The following is a 25,138-nucleotide window of genomic DNA, read 5'->3' on the forward strand; positions in this document are numbered from 1 at the left end:
AGCCAGCGCCGTATCAGCAGCCGGCTTACGATCGCATGCCGTCACCTGCGCCGCAGTCCTATCAGCCTGAGCCAGCGCCGTATCAGCAGCCGACTTACGATCCGCATGCCGGTCAACCTGCGCCGCAGGCCTATCAGCCTGAGCCAGCGCCGTATCAGCAGCCGGCTTACGATCCCTATGCCGGTCAACCTGCGCCGCAGGCCTATCAGCCGGAGCCAGCGCCGTATCAGCAGCCGGCTTACGATCCCTATGCCGGTCAGCCTGCGCCTCAGACCTATCAGCAGCCGGCTTACGATCCGAATGCCGGTCAGCCCGCGCCGCAGACCTACCAGCAGCCGGCTTACGACCCGCATGCCGGCCAGCCCGCGCCGCAGCCGTATCAGCCGGAGCCAGCGGCGTATCAGCCGCAAAGCGCGCCAGTTCCCCCACCGGAGCCAGAGCCCGAGGTCGTGCAGGAGGAAGTGAAACGTCCGCCGCTCTATTATTTCGAGGAAGTGGAAGAGAAGCGGGCGCGCGAACGCGAGCTGTTGGCCTCCTGGTATCAGCCAATTCCTGAGCCGGAAAGTCCGATTGCCACTAAACCGCTGACGCCGCCGACCACTGCGTCCAAACCGCCAGTGGAGACAACCGTAGTCTCTGCGGTAGCGGCTGGGGTGCATCAGGCTACCGCCGCCAGCGGCGGCGCGGCGGCAGCAACCTCGTCCACTGCCGCATCCGCTGCGGCTACGCCATTGTTCAGCCCGGCGTCCAGCGGCCCACGGGTTCAGGTGAAAGAGGGCATCGGTCCAAAACTACCGCGGCCCAATCGCGTGCGTGTTCCTACGCGTCGGGAACTGGCCTCCTACGGCATCAAGCTACCGTCGCAGCGGGAGGCGGAACAGCGCGCGCGGCAGGCGGAGCGCGATCCGCATTATGATGATGAGCTGCTCTCGGATGAGGAAGCGGATGCTATGGAGCAGGATGAACTGGCTCGCCAGTTCGCCGCCACCCAGCAGCAGCGCTACGGTCATCGCTGGGAAGACGATAACGCGACTGATGACGATGAGGCCGACGCCGCGGCGGAAGCGGAGCTGGCGCGTCAGTTTGCCGCTACCCAGCAGCAGCGGTACGCTACCGAGCAGCCGCCGGGCGCCAACCCGTTCTCGCCGGCAGATTATGAATTCTCGCCGATGAAAACGTTGGTCAATGACGGCCCGAGCGAACCGCTGTTTACGCCGACGCCGGAAGTCCAGCCGCAGCAGCCGGCCCAGCGCTATCAACAACCGGCGGCCGCTCCGCAGCAGAGTTATCAACCTGCGCAGCATCAGCCGATACACCATCAGCCTGTGCCGCCGCAGCCGCAGTCCTATCCGACTGCGTCGCAGCCCGTGCAGCCGCAACAACCGGTTGCCCCGCAGGGGCATCAGCCTGCCGCCCCTGCGCCGCAGGAGAGCCTGATCCACCCGCTGCTGATGCGCAATGGCGATAGTCGACCGCTGCAAAAGCCGACCACGCCACTGCCGTCGCTGGATCTGCTTACCCCGCCGCCGAGTGAAGTCGAGCCGGTGGATACCTTTGCTCTCGAGCAGATGGCACGCCTGGTGGAAGCGCGACTCGCCGATTTCCGCATTAAAGCGGATGTGGTGAACTACTCACCGGGGCCGGTGATCACCCGCTTCGAACTGAATCTGGCGCCTGGCGTTAAGGCCGCACGGATCTCTAACCTGTCACGGGACCTGGCGCGATCGCTGTCAACGGTCGCCGTGCGCGTGGTGGAGGTGATCCCGGGCAAACCGTATGTCGGGCTTGAGCTGCCGAATAAAAAACGCCAGACCGTCTACCTGCGTGAAGTGCTCGACAACGCCAAGTTCCGTGATAACCCATCTCCGCTCACCGTGGTGCTGGGTAAAGACATCGCTGGCGATCCGGTAGTAGCCGATCTGGCGAAAATGCCGCATCTGCTGGTGGCCGGTACCACCGGTTCCGGTAAGTCTGTTGGCGTCAACGCCATGATCCTCAGCATGCTCTACAAGGCGCAGCCGGAAGATGTGCGTTTCATTATGATCGACCCGAAAATGCTCGAGCTGTCGGTCTACGAAGGAATTCCGCACCTGCTGACGGAAGTGGTCACCGACATGAAAGACGCCGCCAATGCGCTGCGCTGGAGCGTCAATGAGATGGAGCGCCGCTACAAGCTGATGTCGGCGCTGGGCGTGCGTAACCTGGCGGGCTACAACGAGAAGATCGCCGAAGCCGCGCGCATGGGACGTCCGATCCCGGATCCGTACTGGAAGCCTGGCGACAGCATGGACGCCGTACATCCGGTGCTGGAAAAACTGCCGTACATCGTGGTGCTGGTGGATGAATTCGCCGATCTGATGATGACCGTCGGCAAAAAGGTGGAAGAGCTGATCGCTCGCCTGGCGCAGAAAGCGCGCGCGGCGGGGATCCACCTGGTGCTGGCGACACAGCGTCCGTCGGTAGATGTTATTACCGGCCTGATTAAGGCCAACATCCCGACGCGCATCGCCTTTACCGTGTCGAGTAAAATTGACTCACGTACCATTCTCGATCAGGGCGGCGCGGAATCGCTGCTGGGTATGGGGGATATGCTTTACTCCGGGCCGAACTCTACCACGCCGGTGCGTGTCCACGGGGCGTTTGTGCGCGACCAGGAAGTCCACGCCGTGGTTCAGGACTGGAAAGCCCGCGGTCGCCCGCAATATGTGGATGGCATTACCTCCGACAGCGAAAGCGAAGGCGGCGGTGGCGGCTTCGATGGCGGGGAAGAGCTGGATCCGTTGTTCGATCAGGCAGTCAACTTTGTGACCGAGAAGCGCAAAGCGTCGATTTCCGGGGTTCAGCGTCAGTTCCGCATCGGCTATAACCGTGCCGCGCGTATTATCGAACAGATGGAAGCGCAGGGTATCGTCAGCGAGCAGGGCCATAACGGTAACCGCGAAGTGCTGGCGCCGCCGCCCTTTGAATGAGTGCAAAGTTGGGTAAATAAGCGCAAAATCAGCCAATTCTTCTGTCCCGCCGCCGCCGGCGGTCCTACAGTAGGGGCAGAAGAGGCTCCCGCGTCGGGAGTGACGCACATTAAGGAAGAACAATGAAAAAACTCGCAATCACCTGTGCATTACTGTCTGGTATGGTCGTCAGCCAGGTCTGGGCAGATGCGGCCAGCGACTTAAAAAGCCGTCTTGATAAAGTGAGCAGCTTCCATGCCAGCTTCACGCAAAAAGTCACCGACGGCAGCGGTAACGCCGTGCAGGACGGGCAGGGAGACCTGTGGGTGAAACGCCCGAACCTGTTTAACTGGCATATGACCCAGCCGGATGAGAGCGTCCTCGTTTCGGATGGTAAAACGCTGTGGTTCTATAACCCGTTCGTCGAGCAGGCCACGGCGACCTGGCTGAAAGACGCTACCAGCAACACGCCGTTTATGCTGATTGCCCGCAACCAGTCCAGCGACTGGCAGCAATATAATATCAAGCAAAATGGCGATGATTTTGTGCTGACGCCAAAAAGCGGCAGCGGCAACCTCAAGCAGTTCACGATCAACGTCGGTCGGGACGGCACTATCCATCAGTTCAGCGCCGTCGAGCAGGATGATCAGCGCAGCAGCTATCAGCTGAAATCGCAGCAGAACGGCGCCGTCGACGCAGCTAAGTTCACCTTTACGCCGCCGAAAGGGGTGACGGTGGACGATCAACGTAAGTAGAGGCGAAAGTGAGCAATCTGTCGCTCGATTTTTCCGACAACGCGTTTCAACCTCTGGCCGCTCGCATGCGGCCAGAAAATTTAGCGCAGTATATTGGCCAGCAGCACCTGCTGGCGCCGGGTAAACCCCTGCCGCGGGCCATTGAGGCCGGGCACCTGCATTCGATGATCCTCTGGGGGCCGCCGGGTACCGGCAAGACCACTCTGGCGGAAGTGATTGCCCGCTACGCCAGCGCCGATGTCGAACGGATCTCAGCGGTAACCTCCGGGGTGAAAGAGATTCGCGAGGCTATTGAGCGCGCGCGGCAAAATCGCAACGCCGGCCGGCGAACCATCCTGTTTGTTGACGAAGTGCATCGCTTTAATAAAAGCCAGCAGGATGCCTTTCTGCCGCATATTGAAGACGGCACCATTACTTTTATTGGCGCGACCACCGAAAACCCCTCCTTTGAGCTTAACTCGGCGCTGCTCTCCCGCGCTCGCGTCTACTTACTGAAATCGCTCACCACCGACGATATCGAGCGGGTGCTTGACCAGGCGATGAACGATAAAACCCGCGGCTACGGCGGCCAGGATATCATTTTGCCGGATGAGACCCGCAGGGCTATTGCCGAACTAGTGAACGGCGACGCGCGGCGAGCGCTGAATACCCTGGAAATGATGGCCGATATGGCCGAAAGCGATGACTCGGGCAAGCGGGTGCTGAAGGCGGAACTGCTGACCGAGATCGCTGGCGAGCGCAGCGCGCGCTTTGATAATAAAGGCGACCGGTTCTACGATTTGATTTCCGCCCTGCATAAGTCGGTGCGCGGTAGCGCGCCGGATGCGGCACTTTACTGGTACGCGCGGATCATCACCGCCGGCGGCGATCCGCTGTACGTTGCTCGCCGCTGTCTGGCGATTGCCTCGGAAGATGTCGGCAACGCCGACCCGCGGGCGATGCAGGTCGCCATTTCGGCGTGGGACTGCTTTACCCGCGTCGGGCCGGCGGAAGGCGAACGGGCGATTGCCCAGGCCATTGTCTATCTGGCCTGCGCGCCGAAAAGCAACGCGGTGTACACCGCCTTCAAAGCGGCGCTGGCCGACGCGCGGGATCGTCCTGACTACGACGTTCCGGTGCATCTGCGCAATGCGCCGACGAAGCTGATGAAAGAGATGGGCTATGGCCAGGAGTATCGTTACGCTCATGACGAACCCAACGCCTACGCCGCCGGCGAGCAGTACTTCCCGCAGGAAATGGCGCAAACGCGCTATTATCACCCGACAAACCGGGGGCTTGAGGGCAAAATTGGCGAAAAGCTCGCCTGGCTCGCTGAACAGGATCAAAATAGCCCGATAAAACGCTACCGCTAATTGAGGCGTTGCGGTAAGGTTATTACACTATTTCCGTGGTCGTAGTCTGCGGCCACTTTTCTTTTTTAATTCGATAAGCACAGGATAAGCATGCTCGATCCCAATCTGCTGCGTACCGAGCCAGACGCAGTCGCAGAAAAACTGGCACGCCGGGGCTTTAAGCTGGATGTAGATAAACTTCGCGCGCTTGAAGAGCGTCGTAAAGTTCTGCAGGTGCAAACGGAAAACCTGCAGGCGGAGCGTAACTCCCGATCGAAATCCATTGGCCAGGCGAAAGCGCGCGGGGAAGACATCGAGCCATTACGCCTGGAAGTTAACAAGTTTGGCGAACAACTGGATGCTGCAAAATCCGAGCTGGAAACGCTGCTGGCGGAAATTCGCGATATCGCGCTGGCGATCCCGAATATTCCTCATGATGATGTGCCGGTTGGTCGCGACGAAAACGACAACGTTGAAGTTAGCCGCTGGGGTACGCCGCGCCAGTTCGATTTTGAGGTGCGCGATCATGTGACGCTGGGTGAAATGCACGGGGGGCTGGATTTTGCCGCCGCCGTTAAGCTCACCGGCTCGCGCTTCGTGGTGATGAAAGGGCAGCTGGCCCGTCTGCACCGCGCCCTGGCGCAGTTCATGCTGGATCTGCACACCGAACAGCATGGCTACAGCGAAAACTATGTCCCGTACCTGGTAAACCAGGATACCCTGTATGGCACTGGCCAGCTGCCGAAATTCGCCGGCGACCTGTTCCATACCCGTCCGCTGGAAGAAGAGGCTGACAGCAGCAACTACGCGCTGATCCCGACGGCGGAAGTGCCGCTGACCAACCTGGTGCGCGATGAAATCATCGACGAAGACGATCTGCCGATCAAAATGACCGCCCATACGCCGTGCTTCCGCTCTGAAGCCGGTTCCTATGGCCGCGACACCCGCGGTCTGATCCGTATGCACCAGTTCGATAAAGTTGAAATGGTGCAGATCGTCCGCCCGGAAGACTCTATGGCCGCGCTGGAAGAGATGACCGGTCACGCCGAGAAAGTGCTGCAGCTGCTGGGCCTGCCGTACCGTAAGGTCGCGCTGTGCACCGGCGATATGGGCTTCAGCGCCTGCAAAACCTATGACCTCGAAGTATGGGTTCCGGCGCAAAACACTTATCGTGAGATCTCCTCCTGCTCCAACGTCTGGGATTTCCAGGCGCGTCGTATGCAGGCTCGCTGCCGCAGCAAGTCCGATAAGAAGACCCGTCTCGTTCATACCCTGAATGGTTCTGGCCTGGCAGTAGGTCGTACCCTGGTGGCGCTGATGGAAAACTATCAGCAGGCTGATGGCCGTATCGAGATCCCGGAAGTGCTGCGCCCGTATATGCGCGGCCTCGAATATATCGGCTAAACTTCTCACTCCTTCTTTTAAAAGCGCCTGCGGGCGCTTTTTTTACGCCCTTATTGATACCGGGCAATAATCCTTTTCGCGAATGCAGTGATACTCCCTTTGGATTAAACCAGCATAAAAAACCAATAATATCGCAAAGCATTATATATATGTCTATATAACGCTTGTCAGTTTATTGTGAGCAACCAAAGCGAGTATCCATGAAAATTAAAGCCCCTGATGCTTTACTGGCTGCTGAGGTAAGCCGCCGTGGTCTGATGAAAACCACGGCAATAGGCGGCCTGGCGCTGGCCAGCAACGCACTAACGTTACCTTTTACCCGACTGTCGCATGCTGCCGATACGCCGGCGCCCGCCAGTGAGAAGGTGGTCTGGAGCGCCTGCACCGTCAACTGCGGTAGCCGTTGCCCGCTGCGCATGCACGTGGTGGATGGCGCGATTAAATACGTCGAAACCGATAATACCGGTGATGATAACTATGACGGTTTGCACCAGGTCCGCGCCTGCCTGCGTGGGCGTTCAATGCGCCGCCGGGTCTATAATCCGGACCGTCTGAAGTACCCGATGAAGCGCGTTGGTAAACGCGGTGAGGGCAAGTTCGAGCAAATCAGCTGGGAAGAGGCGTTGGATACCATCGCCAGCAATATGCAGCGGCTGATTAAAGAGTACGGCAACGAATCCATCTATCTGAACTACGGCACCGGCACGCTCGGCGGGACGCTGACCCGCTCCTGGCCGCCGGGGAAAACGCTGATTGCCCGTCTGATGAACTGCTGCGGTGGCTATCTCAACCATTATGGCGACTATTCATCAGCGCAGATTGCTGCCGGTCTGAATTACACCTACGGCGGCTGGGCGGACGGCAACAGCCCATCGGATATTGAAAACAGTCAGCTGGTGGTGCTGTTCGGCAATAACCCCGGCGAAACGCGGATGAGCGGCGGCGGGGTGACGTACTACCTTGAACAGGCGCGGCAGAAATCCAATGCCCGGATGATAATCATCGATCCGCGCTATACCGACACCGGCGCCGGGCGTGAAGATGAATGGATCCCGATTCGTCCTGGGACCGATGCGGCACTGGTTTCGGGCCTCGCGTGGGTGATGATCACCGAGAATCTGGTCGATCAGCCGTTCCTCGATAAATACTGCGTGGGATACGACGAGAAAACGCTGCCCGCCGGTGCGCCAGCCAATGGTCATTACAAAGCTTACATTCTTGGCCAGGGCACTGACGGTATCGCCAAAACGCCGGAGTGGGCCTCGACGATTACCGGTATTCCGCGCGAACGCATTGTTAAACTGGCGCGCGAAATTGCCACCGCCAAACCGGCCTATATTAGCCAGGGCTGGGGTCCGCAGCGTCACGCCAACGGAGAGATCGCCACCCGCGCCATCTCAATGCTCGCCATTCTGACGGGTAACGTCGGGATCAACGGCGGCAATAGCGGGGCGCGCGAGGGCTCGTATAGTCTGCCTTTTGAGCGTATGCCGACGCTGGAGAATCCGGTTGAGACCAGTATCTCGATGTTTATGTGGACCGATGCTATTGAGCGCGGCCCGGAAATGACCGCTCTGCGCGACGGCGTACGCGGTAAAGATAAGCTCGACGTGCCGATCAAGATGATCTGGAACTATGCGGGCAACTGTCTGATTAACCAGCATTCTGAGATCAACCGGACCCACGAAATCCTGCAGGACGACAAGAAATGCGAGATGATTGTGGTCATTGACTGCCATATGACCTCCTCGGCGAAATACGCCGATATTCTGCTGCCGGACTGTACCGCCTCCGAGCAGATGGATTTCGCGCTGGATGCCTCCTGCGGCAACATGTCCTACGTTATCTTTGCCGATCAGGCCATCAAGCCGCGCTTTGAATGCAAAACCATCTATGAGATGACCAGCGAACTGGCAAAGCGCCTGGGCGTCGAAGAGCTGTTTACCGAGGGCCGTACCCAGGAAGGCTGGATGCGCTATCTGTATGAGCAGTCGCGCAAAGCGATTCCCGACCTGCCGGATTTCGACACCTTCCGTCAGCAGGGCATCTATAAGCAGCGCGATCCGCAAGGTCATCATGTGGCCTACAAAGCCTTCCGTGAGGATCCGCAGGCTAATCCGCTGACCACGCCTTCGGGCAAGATCGAAATTTACTCGCAGGATCTGGCGAAAATCGCGGCCACCTGGGAGCTGCCGGAAGGGGATGTTATCGATCCGCTGCCGATCTACACCCCGGGTTTCGAAAACTACAACGATCCGCTGACAGCGAAATACCCGCTACAGCTCACCGGCTTCCACTATAAATCTCGCGTCCACTCGACCTACGGCAACGTCGATGTGCTGAAGGCCGCCTGTCGGCAGGAGATGTGGATTAACCCGATCGATGCCCGCAAGCGCGGCATTGCCAACGGCGATCGTATTCGCATCTTCAACGATCGGGGTGAAGTGCATATCGAAGCGAAGGTGACGCCGCGCATGATGCCGGGCGTCGTCGCGCTGGGGGAAGGGGCCTGGTACAACCCGGACGCCTCGCGTGTGGATCAGGCGGGCAGTATCAACGTGCTGACCACCCAGCGTCCGTCGCCGCTGGCGAAGGGAAACCCGTCGCATACCAACCTCGTTCAGGTTGAGAAGCTGTAAGGAGTAACCGATGACAACTCAGTATGGATTTTTTATTGATTCCGCCCGTTGCACCGGTTGCAAAACCTGCGAACTGGCCTGTAAGGACTACAAGAACCTGACCCCGGAGGTCAGCTTCCGCCGCATCTATGAATATGCCGGCGGCGACTGGCAGGAGAACAACGGCGTCTGGCAGCAGAACGTGTTTGCCTATTACCTCTCCATCGCCTGTAACCACTGTGAAGATCCGGCCTGCACCAAGGTCTGTCCGAGCGGCGCGATGCATAAGCGCGAAGACGGTTTTGTGGTGGTCAACGAAGAGGTATGCATTGGCTGCCGCTACTGCCATATGGCCTGCCCGTACGGCGCCCCACAGTACAACGCCGACAAAGGCCATATGACCAAGTGCGATGGCTGTCACGAGCGCGTCGCCGAGGGGAAAAAGCCGATCTGCGTCGAGTCCTGCCCGCTGCGGGCGTTGGATTTCGGGCCGATTGCCGAACTGCGCGCTAAGCACGGCCAGCTGGCCGCGGTAGCGCCGCTGCCGTCGGCGCACTTTACCCGGCCGAGTATCGTTATCAAACCTAACGCCAATGCCCGGCCGTGTGGCGATACCACCGGTTACCTGGCGAACCCGAAGGAGGTGTGAGATGGGAAACGGATGGCATGAATGGCCGCTGATGGTCTTTACGGTCTTCGGCCAGTGCGTCGTAGGCGGCTTTATTGTTCTGGCGCTGGCGCTGATGACAGGCAAGCTTTCCCGTGAGCAGGAGCTGCGCGTGGTGGGCAGCATGTTCGGACTGTGGGTATTGATGGGGATCGGGTTTATTGCCTCGACGATGCACCTTGGCTCGCCGCTGCGGGCCTTTAATTCGCTGAATCGCATGGGAGCCTCGTCGCTGAGTAATGAAATAGCCAGCGGGGCGATCTTCTTCGCCGTCGGCGGAATTGGCTGGCTGCTGGCCGTGTGCAAAAAGCTGCCTGCCGGCCTGCGGAGCCTGTGGCTGGTGGTGACCATGGTGCTGGGCGTGATTTTCGTGTGGATGATGGTGCGGGTATACAACACCATCGACACGGTGCCGACCTGGTACACCGTTTGGACGCCGCTGAGCTTCTTCCTGACGCTGTTTATCGGCGGTCCACTGCTGGGCTACCTGCTGCTGCGCGTCGCAGGCGTCGATGGTTGGGCGCTGCGCCTGCTGCCGGTGGTTAGTTTGCTGGCGCTGCTGGTCAGTATTATGGTGGTCGTGATGCAGGGAAGTGAACTTGCCACCATCCGCAGCTCAGTTCAGCAGGCCTCCGCCCTGGTGCCGGATTACGGGTTGCTTATGGCCTGGCGCGTGGTGCTGCTGGCCCTGGCCCTGGCCTGCTGGTGCGTGCCGCAGATTCGCGGCCGCAAACCGGCGGTCTCGCTGCTCGGCCTGGCCTTTGTTCTGATACTGGCGGGAGAGATGATCGGCCGCGGCATATTCTATGGCCTGCATATGACCGTTGGGATGGCTGTCGCCAGTTAACTACCTCCATCATGCCGGTGCCTAACCACCGGCATGATGAAAACGTGCTGTCGATAGATGAAATTTTTCAACTGAAATTAACTTCGGCATTTATTAATAAACCAGCAAAAACAATAGCGTATTATCTGTTGTCTCACCTTTTTCCATCCTCTGGATAAAAAACTTCTATCGTAGCCGACAAAACCGCGTCACGCCTGATTTCAGGTGGATTGACAATGTTTTTAGCAGTGGCATGATGCGCTCGCGATCTGAACATTCCTCACGGTTTTTACCCATGACCATCTACACCCGGCCAGTGCAAATGCTGCTCTGTGGCCTGCTTTTATTGACCCTGGCGATAGCGGTGCTGAATACGCTCGTCCCGCTCTGGCTCGCCCATGAAAACATGCCAACCTGGCAGGTCGGCATGGTGGGGTCATCCTATTTTACCGGCAACCTGGCCGGTACGTTGCTGGCCGGCTGGGTGATCAAGCGCCTGGGGTTTAACCGTAGCTATTATCTCGCATCGTTAATTTTCGCCGTCGGCTGCGTAGGGCTGGGGATCACCGTTGGCTTCTGGACATGGCTGAGCTGGCGTTTTATCGCCGGCATAGGTTGCGCGATGATCTGGGTGGTGGTGGAAAGCGCGCTGGTTTGCAGCGGCACTTCCCGCAGTCGCGGTCGTCTGCTGGCGGCGTACATGATGGTCTATTACGTCGGTACCGTACTGGGCCAGCTGATGGTCAGTAAATTACCCACCGATTTAATGAGCGTCCTGCCGTGGGTGACCGGCCTGGCGCTGGCGGCGATCCTGCCGTTGCTGTTTACCCGCATTATGGGGCAGGCAGAAGAGCCGCATGAAACGGTACGTATCTGGCCGATGCTGAAGCTGCGCCAGGCGCGCCACGGGGTCAATGGCTGTATTATTTCGGGGATTGTCCTCGGCTCGCTGTATGGCCTGATGCCGCTGTGGCTGAACCATCAGGGCGTCAGCGACTCCGGCATCGGCTTCTGGATGGCGGTGATGGTGAGTGCGGGGATCCTCGGCCAGTGGCCGGTAGGGCGCCTGGCAGACCGCTACGGTCGCCTGCTGGTGCTGCGGGTACAGGTCTTTGTGGTCATTCTGGGATGTCTGGCGATGCTTAGTCAGGCGGCAATGGCCCCGGCGCTGTTTGTGCTTGGGGCATCTGGTTTCACGCTGTATCCGGTGGCGATGGCCTGGGCCTGTGAAAAAGTGGAGCACCATCAGCTGGTGGCGATGAATCAGGCGCTGCTGATGAGCTATACCATCGGCAGCCTGCTGGGCCCGACCCTGACGGCGATGCTGATGCAGAACTTCTCAGACAACCTGCTGTTTATCATGATCGCCAGCGTGTCGTTTATCTATCTGCTGACCCTGCTGCGCAAAGCCGGGCATCATCCGACGCCGGTGGCGCACGCCTGACCCTGCAACGCGCAGCGCATGCTGCGCGTCATCTGCTGCAATCGCATAGGCTTACTGCCGCAGAGAGGACAAGTCGTTTTTCATGAGAATGAAACGGCGGGGCGGACACAGCTTCCCACGCCGTTGCAGGCCGGCATAAGCGCATCACCGGCCCGGGCGGGATTAGTACATTACTTTGTGACCATACTGCTCAAGGATGCCTTTTACCCGCTCCATGGTCTCTTTCTTCGGCGGATGGACGCCGTCCAGCTTGTACTCTTCGCCCATCGCTACCCATTTGTGTTTACCCAGCTCATGGTAGGGCAGCAGCTCGATTTTTTCGACATTGCCCATATCGCGGGTAAATTCGCCCAGGCGGTGCGCGGAATCATCATCGTCTGACCAGCCGGGAACCACCACGTAGCGGATCCAGACATTGATATTCTTCTTCGCCAGATACTGGGCGAATTCCAGCGTACGATGGTTAGAGACGCCGACCAGGTTCTGGTGAATCTCATCGTTCATCTGCTTGAGATCCAGCATCACCAGGTCTGTTACCTCCAGCAGCTCGTCGATAACCGGATCGTAGCGACGTACGAAGCCGTTGGTATCCAGGCAGGTGTGGATGCCTTCTTTCTTACACGCGCGGAACCAGTCGCGAACAAACTCCGCCTGCAGGATCGCCTCACCGCCCGAGGCGGTGACGCCGCCGCCGGAAGCATTCATAAAGTGACGATAGGTCACCACCTCTTTCATTAATTCTTCAACGGTGATTTCTTTGCCGCCGTGGGTATCCCAGGTGTCACGGTTATGGCAGTACAGGCAGCGCATCAGGCAGCCCTGGAAAAAGGTAATAAAGCGGATGCCCGGGCCATCAACGGTGCCACAGGATTCAAAGGAGTGAATGCGACCAATAACTGACATTGCGGTGTTTTCTCCAGATGTGGCCCATCCGGGGCCGTGTTGGTGCGCAGCTCAGCGGCTGCGTCGAGTCTGTTTTGACAGGTACCCAAAGTATAGATAACTGGCAAAGCAGGCTGGGGCGGGGAATGCTTGTTAAAAAGGCCCCACTGATGTGGGGCCTTTATTGTACGCCTTTTCAGTCAGACAGGGAATTACATGGTCTGAGTGAAGGTACGGGTAATAACATCCTGCTGCTGTTCTTTGGTCAGGGAGTTAAAACGTACGGCGTAGCCAGATACACGGATGGTCAGCTGCGGATATTTTTCCGGGTTTTCCATCGCGTCGAGCAGCATTTCGCGGTTCATGACGTTCACGTTCAGGTGCTGACCACCTTCGATGGACGCTTCGTGATGGAAGTAACCATCCATCAGACCCGCCAGGTTGGTCTTACGAACTTCGTCGTCTTTACCCAGCGCGTTCGGCACGATAGAGAAGGTATAAGAGATACCATCTTTCGCGTAAGCAAACGGCAGTTTAGCGACGGAGGTCAGAGAGGCTACTGCGCCTTTCTGGTCACGGCCGTGCATCGGGTTAGCACCTGGACCGAACGGCGCGCCAGCGCGACGACCGTCTGGGGTATTACCGGTTTTCTTACCGTACACCACGTTAGAGGTGATGGTCAGAACAGACTGAGTCGGGATAGCGTTGCGGTAGGTGTGCAGTTTCTGAATTTTCTTCATGAAACGTTCAACCAGGTCAACGGCCATGTCATCGACGCGAGGGTCGTTGTTACCAAACTGCGGGTATTCGCCTTCGATTTCGAAGTCGATAGCCAGACCGTCTTCGTCACGAATCGGTTTAACTTTCGCATATTTGATAGCAGACAGGGAGTCAGCAGCAACGGACAGACCAGCGATACCACACGCCATGGTGCGGATAACGTCACGGTCGTGCAGCGCCATCAGAGAGGCTTCGTAGCTGTACTTGTCGTGCATGTAGTGGATGATGTTCAGCGCGGTGACGTACTGTTTAGCCAGCCAGTCCATGAAGTGATCCATGCGATCCATTACTTCGTCGAAGTTCAGGACGTCGCCTTTGATCGGTTCAGATTTCGGACCAACCTGCATTTTCAGTTTTTCATCCACGCCGCCGTTGATAGCGTACAGCATGGTTTTCGCGAGGTTAGCGCGAGCGCCGAAGAACTGCATTTGCTTACCAACAACCATCGGGCTTACGCAGCATGCGATAGCGTAGTCGTCGTTGTTGAAGTCCGGACGCATCAGGTCATCGTTCTCATACTGCAGAGAAGAGGTATCGATGGACACTTTAGCGGCGAATTTCTTGAAGCTCAGCGGCAGTTTTTCAGACCACAGGATAGTAATGTTCGGCTCCGGAGACGGCCCCATGGTGTACAGGGTGTTCAGGAAGCGGAAGCTGTTTTTGGTCACCAGAGTACGGCCGTCAACGCCCATACCGCCGATGGATTCCGTTGCCCAAATCGGGTCGCCGGAGAACAGTTCATCATATTCCGGGGTACGCAGGAAGCGAACCATACGCAGTTTCATGACCAGGTGGTCAACCATTTCCTGCGCGTCTTGCTCGGTGATTTTACCTGCCTGCAGGTCACGCTCGATGTAGATATCCAGGAAGCTGGAGGTACGACCGAAGGACATTGCCGCGCCGTTCTGAGATTTCACGGCAGCCAGGTAACCGAAGTAGGTCCACTGAATCGCTTCCTGAGCGGTGGTCGCCGGACCGGAGATGTCATAGCCATATTTAGCGGCCATCTCTTTGATCTGGCCCAGTGCGCGGTGTTGTTCAGCGATTTCTTCACGCAGACGGATGGTCGCTTCCAGGTCTTCGCCGCTTTCCAGTTTCGCTTGCAGAGAGTTGAACTGGGCGAATTTGTCTTTCATCAGGAAGTCGATACCGTACAGCGCAACGCGACGGTAGTCACCGATGATACGACCACGACCGTAAGCATCCGGCAGACCCGTCAGCACGCCGGATTTACGGCAGCGCAGGATGTCCGGGGTATAGACGTCGAAAACGCCCTGGTTGTGAGTTTTACGGTACTCTGTGAAGATTTTTTTCAGCATCGGGTCCAGCTCGCGATTATACGCTTTGCAGGAACCTTCAACCATTTTGATACCACCGAACGGGATGATCGCACGTTTCAGCGGCGCTTCGGTCTGCAGACCAACGATTTTTTCCAGACCTTTCTCGATATAGCCCGCGTCGTGAGAGGTGATGGTGGAAGCCAGGGCAGTGTCAAAATCAACAGGCGCGTGAGTGCGGTTTTCCTGTTTTACACCTTCCATTACGGTGTCCCACAGCTTGGTGGTCGCTTCAGTCGCGCCAGCCAGGAAGGATTCGTCGCCTTCATATGGGGTGTAGTTTTTCTGAATAAAGTCACGGACGTTGACTTCATTCTGCCAGTCACCTTTCGCAAAACCTTCCCAGGCTGTGGCTAACTTTTCATTAAGCTCGGACATGTAACACCTACCTTCTTAAGTGGATTTTTTATTTACTGCCTGAAACAACCCTTAGTGATGGTCGTTGCCACGCAGGTAAATGACCCAGTATGTCAACCCGACCAGCAGACCCCCGCCGATAATGTTCCCGATAGTTACCGGAATCAGGTTATCAGTGATGAAGTTCATAACGGTCAAGTGAGAGAAACTTTCCGGAGTCGAACCGATGGCGGTCCAGAATTCCGGGCTTGCAAAGTTGCGGATTACGATACCCATCGGGATCATAAACATGTTGGCGATGCTGTGCTCAAAGCCGCTGGCAACGAACATCGCTACCGGCAGGACCATGATCATCGCTTTATCCATCAGGCTACGACCGGAATAGCTCATCCATACGGCGAGACAAACCATCAGGTTAGCGAGGATACCCAGGCTCACGGCCTCCACAAAAGTATGGTGCATTTTGTGGTCGGCGGTCTGCAGAACGTTTAGCCCCCAGCCGCCGTTGGCAGTCATATATTCGCCTGATAACCACATCAGCAGCACAAACAGCAGCGCGCCCACCAGGTTACCAAAATAGACGTTGAGCCAGTTTTTTGCCAGTTGCCCCCAGGTAATTCGACCGCTGGCTTTGGCCACCACGATCAGTACCGTAGAGGTAAAGAGGTCAGCGCCGCAGATAACGCACAGAATCAGACCCAGAGAAAAACAGATCCCACCGATAAGTTTGGCAATCCCATAAGGCATCGCGGCAGTGCCGGTGGTCGCGGTGATATAGAATACGAAAGCGATGGAGATGAAAACGCCAGCGGTGATCGCCAGATAAAACGTCTTCATCGGATGCTTCGTTGCTTTATAGACACCTGCTTCTTCGGCGACTTTCGCCATCGCGGCAGGGAGCAAAAGATCAAAAGGGTTGTCAGCTTTCACACTAACTCTCTCTTTATATAAGTTGGCGGTGAGATACTAACAAAGCATTATAGAAGGGAAATTGATATAGATCATATCTCACCGGAACTATATGCCTTTTTAGTGTGTGGTTTCTATTGAAATTATCTATAACTGCATGAAATGTATAGAGAAAATAATTTTTAAATTTTATAAATAATGTTGAATTTTTTCTTTTTTACCCCCATTTTTGAGTTAATTAAAATGGAGTATTTTTATTAAATTTAACAATTGATAAATGATGAAATGGCGTTATTTAACATTAATTAACTTTACAACTACAAATTATAGGAGGCGCTTTCTCAGGGTTAAATAACGGAGCCGCTGAGGGCTCCGTTGTAAGCATGAACGATGGCGCAAGCTGGGCTTATTTTGCCCAAAACGCCGCTTTCGCCCGCTGCAGTTTTTCATAGGCTTTCAGCAGCGACTGATGGGCCGGGAAGGCCTGCAGATCGCTATCGACCGCCTGGAGACCATAGAACGGCGCTTCCCCGCTCAGCGCCGCGCTGGCGGCTTCGACCGCGTCGGCGCCGTACATACGGATGAAGGCGTTCAGGTACTGCAGCGGCTGACGCTCTTCTTCCTGGCTCAGCAGCAGCAGGGTTTGCAGACAGCGATAGTAGTTCGCGCGCTCCGCGCTGAAGACCGAAGCATTAAATTCCATGGTCCACTCGGTCCAGATCAGCGCCTGTTCCAGATCGCCGCCGGCCAGGGCCAGCATCGCTTTCAGCTCGCCGACGCGCAGGGTATACCAGCCGTTGTCTTTTCCGGTGGCGAGCCCCAGCAGTTCGCGAACGCGGGTGAAATCATCCAGACCCTCATCGTCCATCTGCTCGATCAGCGCCAGGTAATCTTCTTTATCCCACTCGCTGCCCGGCAGGGACAGAATGGTGTCCCGCAGATGAGCGCCCATGCTGTTGTTCGCCAGCCACAGGTCTTCCGCCGGGTATATGTCCGACATCCCCGGGACGATGATACGGCAGGCGTAAACGCCCAGGTGCTCGTAGTCGGCGATGTACACTTCTTTATCTTCGGCCTTGAAGATGGCCATCAGGGTGGCGAACTCTTCTTCGGTGGTACCGGAGAAGCTCCAGTCAACGAATGGATAGTCGGCGTCCTGCTTGAACATATCCCAGGAGATCAGGCCGCTGGAGTCGATAAAGTGGGTTTCGAGGTTCGCGTGCTCGGCGACCTCTTCGTCATCGAAGGTTGGCGGCGTGAAGACATCGAGGTCTTTCAGGCTGCGGCCCTGCAGCAGTTCGGTGACGGTTCGCTCCAGCGCCACGCCAAAGTCCGGGTGGGCGCCGAAGGAGGCGAAGCAGGTGCCGTTAGCCGGGTTAAACAGCACGACGCAGATAACCGGATATTTGCCGCCGAGCGAGCCATCATAGGCAAAGATCGGGAAACCTTCAGCTTCCAGTTTGGCGATCGATTCCACGACGCCCGGATAGCGCGCCATGACTTCCGCCGGGATCTCCGGCAGGCTGATGCTTTCAGCGATGATGCGGTTTTTAATGTGACGTTCAAAGACCTCTGACAGACCCTGTACCCGCGCTTCGTTGCGGGTGTTACCGGCGGACATGCCGTTGGAGACGTACAGGTTACCGACAATATTCATCGGAATATAGACGGTTTCGCCGTCGGACTGGCGGGTAAAAGGCAGACCGCACACGCCGCGCTCATCGTTACCCGACTGCAGATCCACCAGCATACTGGCCGTTAACTGATCGTCAGGATCGTAGAACGCGCGCAGGCGGGCATCCAGCAGACCTTCCGGGACTTCATCATCCTCAGTCAGCGGGAACCACTTTTCGTTCGGGTAGTGAACAAACGGGCCGTTAGCGATTGTGTCGCCTAACCAGAAGTCGGCGAAGAAATAGTTAGTGGACAGACGTTCGAAATATTCGCCCAGCGCGGAGGCCAGGGCTGCCTTTTTGGTGGCGCCTTTACCATTGGTAAAGCACAGCGCGCACGCTTTATCGCGAATGTGAACGGACCACACGTGCGGCACCGGGTTCAGCCACGAGGCCTCTTCGATATCAAATCCGAGGTCGAGCAATTTCTGCTGGAAGCGAGCGATGGAATCTTCCAGGGCGGCATCTTTGCCGGGAATAAACGTTTGGGTCATGGCGATCACTTTTGTCGTACGGAAAGCGCGCAATGATACGGCTTTTATCTGACAGGTGCTATCTCCATCATCTGGCTATGCTTAGAGGCATCTTTAATACACAGGGAGATGGAAAATGAAAGCCTTTGACTGGCAGCGGATGGCGCTCGATAAAGTACCGGTGGAATTCCTGGCGGAGGTGGCGTTGCGCAGCCTCTATACCTTCGTTCTGGTCTTTATTTTCCTCAAGATTACCGGACGGCGCGGCGTGCGGCAGATGTCGCTGTTCGAGGTGCTGATTATTTTGACCCTCGGCTCGGCGGCGGGTGACGTGGCGTTTTATGACGATGTGCCGCTGCTGCCGGTGCTGGTGGTCTTCGTTACGCTGGCGCTACTGTATCGCGGCATTATGTGGCTGATGGGGCATAGCGAAAAGCTGGAGGATCTACTGGAGGGGAAACCTATCGTAGTGGTGGAAGAGGGACAGTTGGCCTGGGAGAAGCTGCATGCGGAAAACATGACCGAATTCGAATTTTTTATGGAGCTGCGGGTCAACAGCGTCGAGCAGCTTGGCCAGGTCCGGCTGGCAATCCTCGAAACCAACGGGCAGATCAGCGTGTTTTATTATCCCGATGAAGAGGTGAGGGCCGGATTATCGATCCTTCCAGCGCATTGTACCACACGCTATACCACCATTCCGCAAGAGGGGATCTATGCCTGCGTGCGCTGCAGCATCGTAATGGCGATGCAGGCGGGAGAAAAACGAATATGTCCGCGCTGCGCAAATGCAGAATGGTCGAAGGCCAGCCGGGCGAAACGGCTTACCTGACAGCAAATATGTCGGTTTTATTACGTCAAGCCGATAGATTCTGTTGTGTGACGGCGGCCGCGTTTTACCGTCGGCGAGTTTTAGCCATTGCGGACCGTGTCACTGAATGATAAAACCGATAGCCACAGGAATAACTTATGCTCGCGGCGGTTCGCGGGCAAAACAACATAGCAACGTGGTGAGGGGAAATGGCTCAGGTCTATAACTTCAGTTCGGGCCCGGCAATGCTGCCGGCGGAAGTACTCAAACTGGCGCAGCAGGAACTGTGCGACTGGCACGGTCTGGGGACGTCGGTCATGGAGATCAGTCACCGTGGTAAGGAGTTTATCCAGGTGGCAGAAGAGGCAGAACAGGACTTCCGCGCTCTGCTGAACATCCCTTCCAACTATAAAGTTTTATTCTGCCACGGCGGCGGCCGCGGCCAGTTCGCCGGGATCCCGCTGAACATCCTCGGCGATAAAAAGGTCGCTGACTATGTGGACGCCGGCTACTGGGCGGCCAGCGCGGTCAAAGAGGCGAAGAAATACTGCACGCCGAACGTTATCGACGCGAAAATCACCGTCGACGGCAAGCGCGCTGTGAAGCCGATGAGCGAGTGGCAGCTGACCCCGGGGGCGGCCTATCTGCACTACTGCCCGAACGAAACCATTGATGGTATCGCGATTGATGAGACGCCGAACTTCGGCGACGACGTCATCGTGACCGCCGATTTCTCCTCCACCATTCTTTCCCGCGAAATTGACGTCAACCGCTTCGGCGTAATCTACGCCGGCGCGCAGAAGAATATCGGTCCGGCTGGGCTGACGCTGGTCATCGTGCGTGAAGATCTGCTGGGCAAAGCCAGCGTGGCCTGCCCGTCAATTCTTGACTACACCGTGTTAAGCGAGAATGACTCGATGTTTAACACACCGCCGACGTTCGCATGGTATCTGGCTGGACTGGTGTTTAAGTGGCTGAAACAGCAGGGTGGGGTTGCCGCGATGGATAAAATCAACCAGCAGAAAGCCGAACTGCTCTACGGCGTGATCGATAACAGCGGCTTCTATCGTAACGATGTGGCGCAGGCCAACCGTTCGCGTATGAACGTACCGTTCCAGCTGGCGGACAGCGCCCTGGACAAACTGTTCCTCGAAGAGTCGTTTGCTGCCGGGCTGCACGCGCTGAAGGGCCACCGGGTGGTGGGCGGCATGCGTGCTTCCATCTACAACGCCATGCCGCTGGACGGCGTGAAGGCGTTAACCGACTTTATGCTGGACTTCGAACGCCGCCACGGTTAATCGCCTGTTTCTTTCTTCCTCCCCGCGGCCTGTCTGCGGGGTTTTTATTCTGTTTGTTTGAGAGTGAAGTTTGATGGAATCCCTGACGTTACAACCCATCGCACGCGTAGAGGGCACCGTGAACCTGCCAGGTTCGAAAAGCGTCTCCAACCGCGCGCTGCTGCTGGCTGCCCTGGCCCGCGGCACGACGGTGCTGACCAACCTGCTGGACAGCGACGATGTGCGCCATATGCTGAATGCCCTGAGTGCGCTGGGGGTTCAATATACCCTGTCTGCCGACCGCACCCGCTGCGAAGTGACCGGCAACGGCGGCCCGTTGCGCTCTGCCGCGGCGCTGGAGCTGTTCCTTGGCAACGCCGGTACCGCGATGCGTCCGCTGGCGGCGGCTCTGTGCCTTGGCAGCAACGATATCGTGCTGACCGGCGAACCGCGGATGAAAGAGCGTCCGATCGGCCATCTGGTGGATGCCCTGCGTCAGGGCGGCGCTCAGATCGACTATCTGGAGCAGGAAAATTATCCACCGCTGCGCCTGCGCGGCGGTTTTCAGGGCGGCAACGTCGAGGTTGACGGCAGCGTCTCCAGCCAGTTCCTGACCGCGCTGCTGATGACCGCGCCGCTGGCGCCGCAGGATACCGTCATCGTCATTAAGGGCGATCTGGTGTCGAAACCCTATATCGACATTACGCTGCACCTGATGAAAACCTTCGGCGTTGAGGTGGACAATCAGTCTTATCAGCGATTTGTGGTGCGCGGCAAGCAGCAGTATCAGTCGCCGGGAGATTACCTGGTGGAAGGCGATGCTTCCTCGGCCTCGTATTTCCTCGCCGCTGGCGCCATTAAGGGCGGCACGGTAAAAGTCACCGGTATCGGCCGCAACAGCGTACAGGGCGACATTCGTTTCGCCGACGTACTGGAGAAAATGGGCGCCACCGTCACCTGGGGCGACGATTTCATCGCCTGCACCCACGGCGAGCTCAAGGCGGTCGATATGGATATGAACCATATCCCGGACGCCGCGATGACCATCGCCACCGCCGCGCTGTTCGCGCAAGGGACCACTACCCTGCGCAATATCTACAACTGGCGGGTCAAGGAGACGGACCGTCTGTTCGCCATGGCGACCGAGCTGCGTAAAGTGGGCGCCGAGGTGGAAGAGGGAGAAGATTATATCCGCATCACCCCGCCGGCAAAGTTGAAGTACGCAGAAATCGGCACCTATAACGACCACCGGATGGCGATGTGCTTCTCGCTGGTAGCGCTGTCTGATACGCCGGTGACCATCCTTGATCCCAAATGTACGGCCAAAACGTTCCCTGACTACTTTGAGCAGCTGGCGCGGATCAGTACCCTCGCCTGAGTAAAACTTTGTCATCCCGCGGGCTGATATCCTGTCAGCCCGCTATAATTGCGCAAAACTTCTGCTTTTCATTTCCTGTAGTCCGTAATTTACAAGCAATGCTCACTTTCCGGCGTATTGATGCGTATAATGCGCGGCGTTTATATTCCATGCGCCTTGCTGAAGGAGAAAAAGATGACGGCGAATATTCCGGTAATCACCATTGATGGACCTGGCGGTGCGGGTAAAGGTACGTTGTGCAAGGCAATGGCGGAAGCGCTGGGCTGGCATCTGTTAGATTCAGGCGCGATCTACCGCGTTCTGGCGCTGGCGGCGCTGCATCATCATGTCGACGTGGAGTCCGAAGAGGCGCTGGTGCCCCTGGCTGCACATCTTGACGTGCGTTTTATTTCTACTGACGGCAACCTGGAAGTGGTGCTGGAAGGGGAAGATGTCAGTAGCGAAATTCGCACTCAGGAGGTCGCGAACGCGGCCTCGAAAGTGGCGGCTTTTCCGCGCGTTCGCGAAGCGCTGCTGCGCCGCCAGCGCGCCTTCCGCGAACTGCCGGGGCTTATCGCCGACGGTCGCGATATGGGAACGGTAGTGTTCCCGGACGCGCCGGTGAAAATTTTCCTCGATGCCTCGGCCGACGAGCGGGCGCATCGCCGCATGCGGCAGTTGCAGGAAAAGGGCTTTGATGTTAACTTTGAACGTCTTTTGTCCGAGATAAAAGAGCGTGACGATCGCGACCGAAATCGCGCCGTGGCGCCGCTTGTCCCGGCTGCCGATGCATTAGTTCTCGATTCAACCGAACTAAACATTGAGCAAGTGATTGAAAAAGCGCTACAATATGCGCGCGAAAAATTGGCCGTTGCGTAGGCCTTAACCGGTAACGCGCCGAAGCCTCCGAATTATAGCAGTACCCCGCGGCAATGGATGGTCAGCGGGTATGTGAAACAACCCCATCCGGCACGGAGCCAGGTGGACGTTAATATTAACCTGAAGATTAAACATGACTGAATCTTTTGCTCAACTGTTTGAAGAATCCTTAAAAGAAATCGAAACCCGCCCGGGTTCCATCGTTCGTGGTGTTGTTGTTGCTATCGACAAAGACGTAGTACTGGTTGACGCCGGTCTGAAATCTGAGTCCGCCATCCCGGCTGAGCAGTTCAAAAACGCCCAGGGCGAGCTGGAAATCCAGGTTGGTGACGAAGTTGACGTTGCTCTGGATGCAGTAGAAGACGGCTTCGGTGAAACTCTGCTGTCCCGTGAGAAAGCTAAACGTCACGAAGCTTGGATCACGCTGGAAAAAGCTTACGAAGACGCTGAAACTGTTACCGGTGTTATCAACGGCAAAGTTAAAGGTGGCTTCACTGTTGAGCTGAACGGTATTCGTGCGTTCCTGCCGGGTTCCCTGGTAGACGTTCGTCCGGTGCGCGACACGCTGCACCTGGAAGGCAAAGAGCTTGAGTTCAAAGTCATCAAGCTGGACCAGAAGCGTAACAACGTTGTTGTTTCTCGTCGTGCCGTTATCGAATCCGAAAACAGCGCAGAGCGCGATCAGCTGCTGGAAAACCTGCAGGAAGGCATGGAAGTCAAAGGTATCGTTAAGAACCTCACTGACTACGGTGCATTCGTTGATCTGGGCGGCGTTGACGGCCTGCTGCACATCACCGATATGGCCTGGAAACGCGTTAAGCATCCGAGCGAAATCGTAAACGTTGGCGACGAAATCACTGTTAAAGTGCTGAAGTTCGACCGCGAGCGTACCCGTGTATCCCTGGGCCTGAAACAGCTGGGCGAAGATCCGTGGGTAGCTATCGCTAAACGTTATCCGGAAGGTACCAAACTGACCGGTCGCGTGACCAACCTGACCGACTACGGCTGCTTCGTTGAAATCGAAGAGGGCGTTGAAGGCCTGGTTCACGTTTCCGAAATGGATTGGACCAACAAAAACATCCACCCGTCCAAAGTTGTTAACGTTGGCGACGTTGTGGAAGTAATGGTTCTGGATATCGACGAAGAGCGTCGTCGTATCTCCCTGGGTCTGAAGCAGTGCAAATCTAACCCATGGCAGCAGTTCGCGGAAACCCACAACAAGGGCGACCGTGTTGAAGGTAAAATCAAGTCTATCACTGACTTCGGTATCTTCATCGGCCTGGACGGCGGCATCGACGGCCTGGTTCACCTGTCTGACATCTCCTGGAACGTTGCAGGCGAAGAAGCAGTTCGTGAATACAAAAAAGGCGACGAAATCGCAGCAGTTGTTCTGCAGGTTGACGCAGAGCGTGAGCGTATCTCCCTGGGCGTTAAACAGCTCGCGGAAGATCCGTTCAACAACTACGTTGCTCTGAACAAGAAAGGCGCTATCGTTGTTGGTAAAGTGACTGCAGTTGACGCTAAAGGCGCAACCGTAGAACTGGCTGACGGCGTAGAAGGTTACCTGCGTGCTTCTGAAGCATCCCGTGACCGCGTTGAAGACGCAACTCTGGTTCTGAGCGTTGGCGACGAAGTTGAAGCGAAATTCACCGGCGTGGATCGTAAGAACCGCGTAGTGAGCCTGTCTGTACGTGCGAAAGACGAAGCGGAAGAAAAAGACGCTATCGCTACCGTGAACAAGCAGGAAGACGCGAACTTCTCCAACAACGCTATGGCTGAAGCGTTCAAAGCAGCGAAAGGCGAGTAATCTTTGTCATTCAGGTAATAACAACCTGAATAGCGACGAGTTTACTTGACAGATTGCAGGATTCGTCCTGTAATCAAGCACAAAGGGCGGCTACGGCCGCCCTTGTTTAAGCTGTTAGCTAATTTTTGCCTTGAAGGAAACCGGAGGAATAATGACCAAGTCAGAATTGATTGAAAGACTTGCCAGCCAGCAATCTCACATTCCGGCGAAAGCGGTGGAAGATGCTGTTAAAGAAATGCTGGAACATATGGCCTCAACGCTTGCTCAAGGTGAGCGCATTGAAATCCGCGGTTTCGGCAGCTTTTCTCTGCACTATCGAGCACCTCGCACCGGACGTAACCCGAAAACTGGTGATAAAGTCGAACTGGAAGGTAAGTACGTTCCGCACTTTAAGCCCGGGAAAGAATTACGTGACCGCGCCAATATTTATGAAGGGTGAGTTGCACGACGTGCAGCCTGCCTGACGATAAAGAAAGCACCTTCGGGTGCTTTTTTTGTGCCCGCCATTTACGGCCATCCTCACAAAAAAAGCGTGCCCGGCTGCAAGCGAGGCGATTGTCTGGAATGCGCCGCGCAAGCCTGAATTCGCCGCCAGGACGCCAGCAC

At 56.7% G+C, this 25,138-nt stretch carries 18 protein-coding genes; 14 read left to right on the plus strand and 4 right to left on the minus strand.

The window, feature by feature from the left end; translation table 11 throughout:
* The 8 genes from ftsK to HMPREF1024_RS16715 all read left to right on the plus strand — a co-directional run.
* The coding region (gene ftsK / locus HMPREF1024_RS16750) for a DNA translocase FtsK (protein WP_009308251.1) at nt 1-2,969 on the plus strand (2,969 nt) is incomplete at its 5' end.
* Between the two features lie 122 nt (nt 2,970-3,091).
* Nucleotides 3,092-3,703: an outer membrane lipoprotein chaperone LolA gene (lolA, locus tag HMPREF1024_RS16745; protein ID WP_002898132.1), complete on the plus strand. Its 612-nt coding sequence runs from the start codon at nt 3,092-3,094 to the stop codon at nt 3,701-3,703.
* An 8-nt stretch (nt 3,704-3,711) separates the two neighbouring features.
* Nucleotides 3,712-5,055 (plus strand): replication-associated recombination protein RarA, encoded by a 1,344-nt coding sequence (rarA, locus tag HMPREF1024_RS16740; RefSeq protein ID WP_002898137.1) that lies wholly within the window; start codon nt 3,712-3,714, stop codon nt 5,053-5,055.
* Between the two features lie 90 nt (nt 5,056-5,145).
* Nucleotides 5,146-6,438: a serine--tRNA ligase gene (serS, locus tag HMPREF1024_RS16735; RefSeq protein WP_009308253.1), complete on the plus strand. Its 1,293-nt coding sequence runs from the start codon at nt 5,146-5,148 to the stop codon at nt 6,436-6,438.
* Between the two features lie 200 nt (nt 6,439-6,638).
* Nucleotides 6,639-9,077 carry a dimethylsulfoxide reductase subunit A gene (gene dmsA / locus HMPREF1024_RS16730; RefSeq protein ID WP_009308255.1) on the plus strand — a complete coding sequence of 813 codons (2,439 nt, stop codon included), beginning with the start codon at nt 6,639-6,641 and terminating at the stop codon, nt 9,075-9,077.
* Nucleotides 9,078-9,087: 10 nt separating this feature from the next.
* Nucleotides 9,088-9,705, plus strand: a complete 618-nt coding sequence (locus tag HMPREF1024_RS16725; protein WP_004191137.1) for a DMSO/selenate family reductase complex B subunit — start codon at nt 9,088-9,090, stop codon at nt 9,703-9,705.
* Nucleotide 9,706: 1 nt separating this feature from the next.
* A complete protein-coding gene (locus tag HMPREF1024_RS16720; RefSeq protein WP_009308257.1) occupies nt 9,707-10,570 on the plus strand; it encodes a dimethyl sulfoxide reductase anchor subunit family protein in 864 nt (287 codons plus the stop codon).
* A gap of 274 nt (nt 10,571-10,844) precedes the next feature.
* On the plus strand, nt 10,845-11,993 hold the full coding sequence (locus HMPREF1024_RS16715; RefSeq protein ID WP_009308258.1) for an MFS transporter: 1,149 nt from the start codon (nt 10,845-10,847) through the stop codon (nt 11,991-11,993).
* Nucleotides 11,994-12,155: 162 nt separating this feature from the next.
* Here the strand turns inward: HMPREF1024_RS16715 and pflA are convergent, their stop codons facing one another.
* From pflA to ycaO, 4 genes are all read right to left on the minus strand, one after another.
* Nucleotides 12,156-12,896: a pyruvate formate lyase 1-activating protein gene (gene pflA, locus HMPREF1024_RS16710; RefSeq protein WP_002898145.1), complete on the minus strand. Its 741-nt coding sequence runs from the start codon at nt 12,894-12,896 to the stop codon at nt 12,156-12,158.
* Between the two features lie 191 nt (nt 12,897-13,087).
* Entirely contained in the window at nt 13,088-15,370 is a 2,283-nt protein-coding gene (gene pflB, locus HMPREF1024_RS16705; RefSeq protein WP_002898148.1) for a formate C-acetyltransferase, read from the minus strand.
* Between the two features lie 51 nt (nt 15,371-15,421).
* Nucleotides 15,422-16,279, minus strand: a complete 858-nt coding sequence (gene focA, locus HMPREF1024_RS16700; RefSeq protein WP_002898150.1) for a formate transporter FocA — start codon at nt 16,277-16,279, stop codon at nt 15,422-15,424.
* Between the two features lie 385 nt (nt 16,280-16,664).
* The gene (ycaO, locus tag HMPREF1024_RS16695) at nt 16,665-18,425 is read right to left on the minus strand and encodes a 30S ribosomal protein S12 methylthiotransferase accessory factor YcaO (RefSeq protein WP_004150842.1); all 1,761 of its coding nucleotides are present in this window, start codon (nt 18,423-18,425) and stop codon (nt 16,665-16,667) included.
* A 115-nt stretch (nt 18,426-18,540) separates the two neighbouring features.
* Here ycaO and HMPREF1024_RS16690 point away from each other — a divergent pair, with 115 nt between their 5' ends.
* From HMPREF1024_RS16690 to ihfB, 6 genes are all read left to right on the plus strand, one after another.
* Entirely contained in the window at nt 18,541-19,233 is a 693-nt protein-coding gene (locus HMPREF1024_RS16690) for a DUF421 domain-containing protein (protein WP_002898152.1), read from the plus strand.
* Nucleotides 19,234-19,421: 188 nt separating this feature from the next.
* Nucleotides 19,422-20,510, plus strand: a complete 1,089-nt coding sequence (gene serC, locus HMPREF1024_RS16685; protein WP_002898155.1) for a 3-phosphoserine/phosphohydroxythreonine transaminase — start codon at nt 19,422-19,424, stop codon at nt 20,508-20,510.
* 73 nt (nt 20,511-20,583) lie between these two features.
* Nucleotides 20,584-21,867 (plus strand): 3-phosphoshikimate 1-carboxyvinyltransferase, encoded by a 1,284-nt coding sequence (gene aroA / locus HMPREF1024_RS16680; protein ID WP_002898157.1) that lies wholly within the window; start codon nt 20,584-20,586, stop codon nt 21,865-21,867.
* 174 nt (nt 21,868-22,041) lie between these two features.
* A complete protein-coding gene (cmk, locus tag HMPREF1024_RS16675) occupies nt 22,042-22,725 on the plus strand; it encodes a (d)CMP kinase (RefSeq protein ID WP_002898160.1) in 684 nt (227 codons plus the stop codon).
* A gap of 133 nt (nt 22,726-22,858) precedes the next feature.
* On the plus strand, nt 22,859-24,532 hold the full coding sequence (gene rpsA / locus HMPREF1024_RS16670; RefSeq protein WP_002898162.1) for a 30S ribosomal protein S1: 1,674 nt from the start codon (nt 22,859-22,861) through the stop codon (nt 24,530-24,532).
* A 151-nt stretch (nt 24,533-24,683) separates the two neighbouring features.
* A complete protein-coding gene (gene ihfB / locus HMPREF1024_RS16665; RefSeq protein ID WP_002898165.1) occupies nt 24,684-24,971 on the plus strand; it encodes an integration host factor subunit beta in 288 nt (95 codons plus the stop codon).
* The last annotated feature ends 167 nt before the right edge of the window (nt 24,972-25,138 follow it).

The organism is Klebsiella sp. 4_1_44FAA, assembly GCF_000238715.1.
Classification (GTDB): domain Bacteria; phylum Pseudomonadota; class Gammaproteobacteria; order Enterobacterales; family Enterobacteriaceae; genus Klebsiella; species Klebsiella pneumoniae.

Bases quoted from the DNA above. Each gene is read 5' to 3' on its own strand.
- lolA (WP_002898132.1), top strand. From the start codon at position 3,092: ATGAAAAAACTCGCAATCACCTGTGCATTACTGTCTGGTATGGTCGTC.
- pflB (WP_002898148.1), bottom strand. From the start codon at position 15,370: ATGTCCGAGCTTAATGAAAAGTTAGCCACAGCCTGGGAAGGTTTTGCG.
- HMPREF1024_RS16725 (WP_004191137.1), top strand. From the start codon at position 9,088: ATGACAACTCAGTATGGATTTTTTATTGATTCCGCCCGTTGCACCGGT.
- serC (WP_002898155.1), top strand. From the start codon at position 19,422: ATGGCTCAGGTCTATAACTTCAGTTCGGGCCCGGCAATGCTGCCGGCG.
- HMPREF1024_RS16720 (WP_009308257.1), top strand. From the start codon at position 9,707: ATGGGAAACGGATGGCATGAATGGCCGCTGATGGTCTTTACGGTCTTC.
- ihfB (WP_002898165.1), top strand. From the start codon at position 24,684: ATGACCAAGTCAGAATTGATTGAAAGACTTGCCAGCCAGCAATCTCAC.
- HMPREF1024_RS16715 (WP_009308258.1), top strand. From the start codon at position 10,845: ATGACCATCTACACCCGGCCAGTGCAAATGCTGCTCTGTGGCCTGCTT.
- HMPREF1024_RS16690 (WP_002898152.1), top strand. From the start codon at position 18,541: ATGAAAGCCTTTGACTGGCAGCGGATGGCGCTCGATAAAGTACCGGTG.
- cmk (WP_002898160.1), top strand. From the start codon at position 22,042: ATGACGGCGAATATTCCGGTAATCACCATTGATGGACCTGGCGGTGCG.
- serS (WP_009308253.1), top strand. From the start codon at position 5,146: ATGCTCGATCCCAATCTGCTGCGTACCGAGCCAGACGCAGTCGCAGAA.
- pflA (WP_002898145.1), bottom strand. From the start codon at position 12,896: ATGTCAGTTATTGGTCGCATTCACTCCTTTGAATCCTGTGGCACCGTT.
- aroA (WP_002898157.1), top strand. From the start codon at position 20,584: ATGGAATCCCTGACGTTACAACCCATCGCACGCGTAGAGGGCACCGTG.
- ycaO (WP_004150842.1), bottom strand. From the start codon at position 18,425: ATGACCCAAACGTTTATTCCCGGCAAAGATGCCGCCCTGGAAGATTCC.
- rpsA (WP_002898162.1), top strand. From the start codon at position 22,859: ATGACTGAATCTTTTGCTCAACTGTTTGAAGAATCCTTAAAAGAAATC.
- dmsA (WP_009308255.1), top strand. From the start codon at position 6,639: ATGAAAATTAAAGCCCCTGATGCTTTACTGGCTGCTGAGGTAAGCCGC.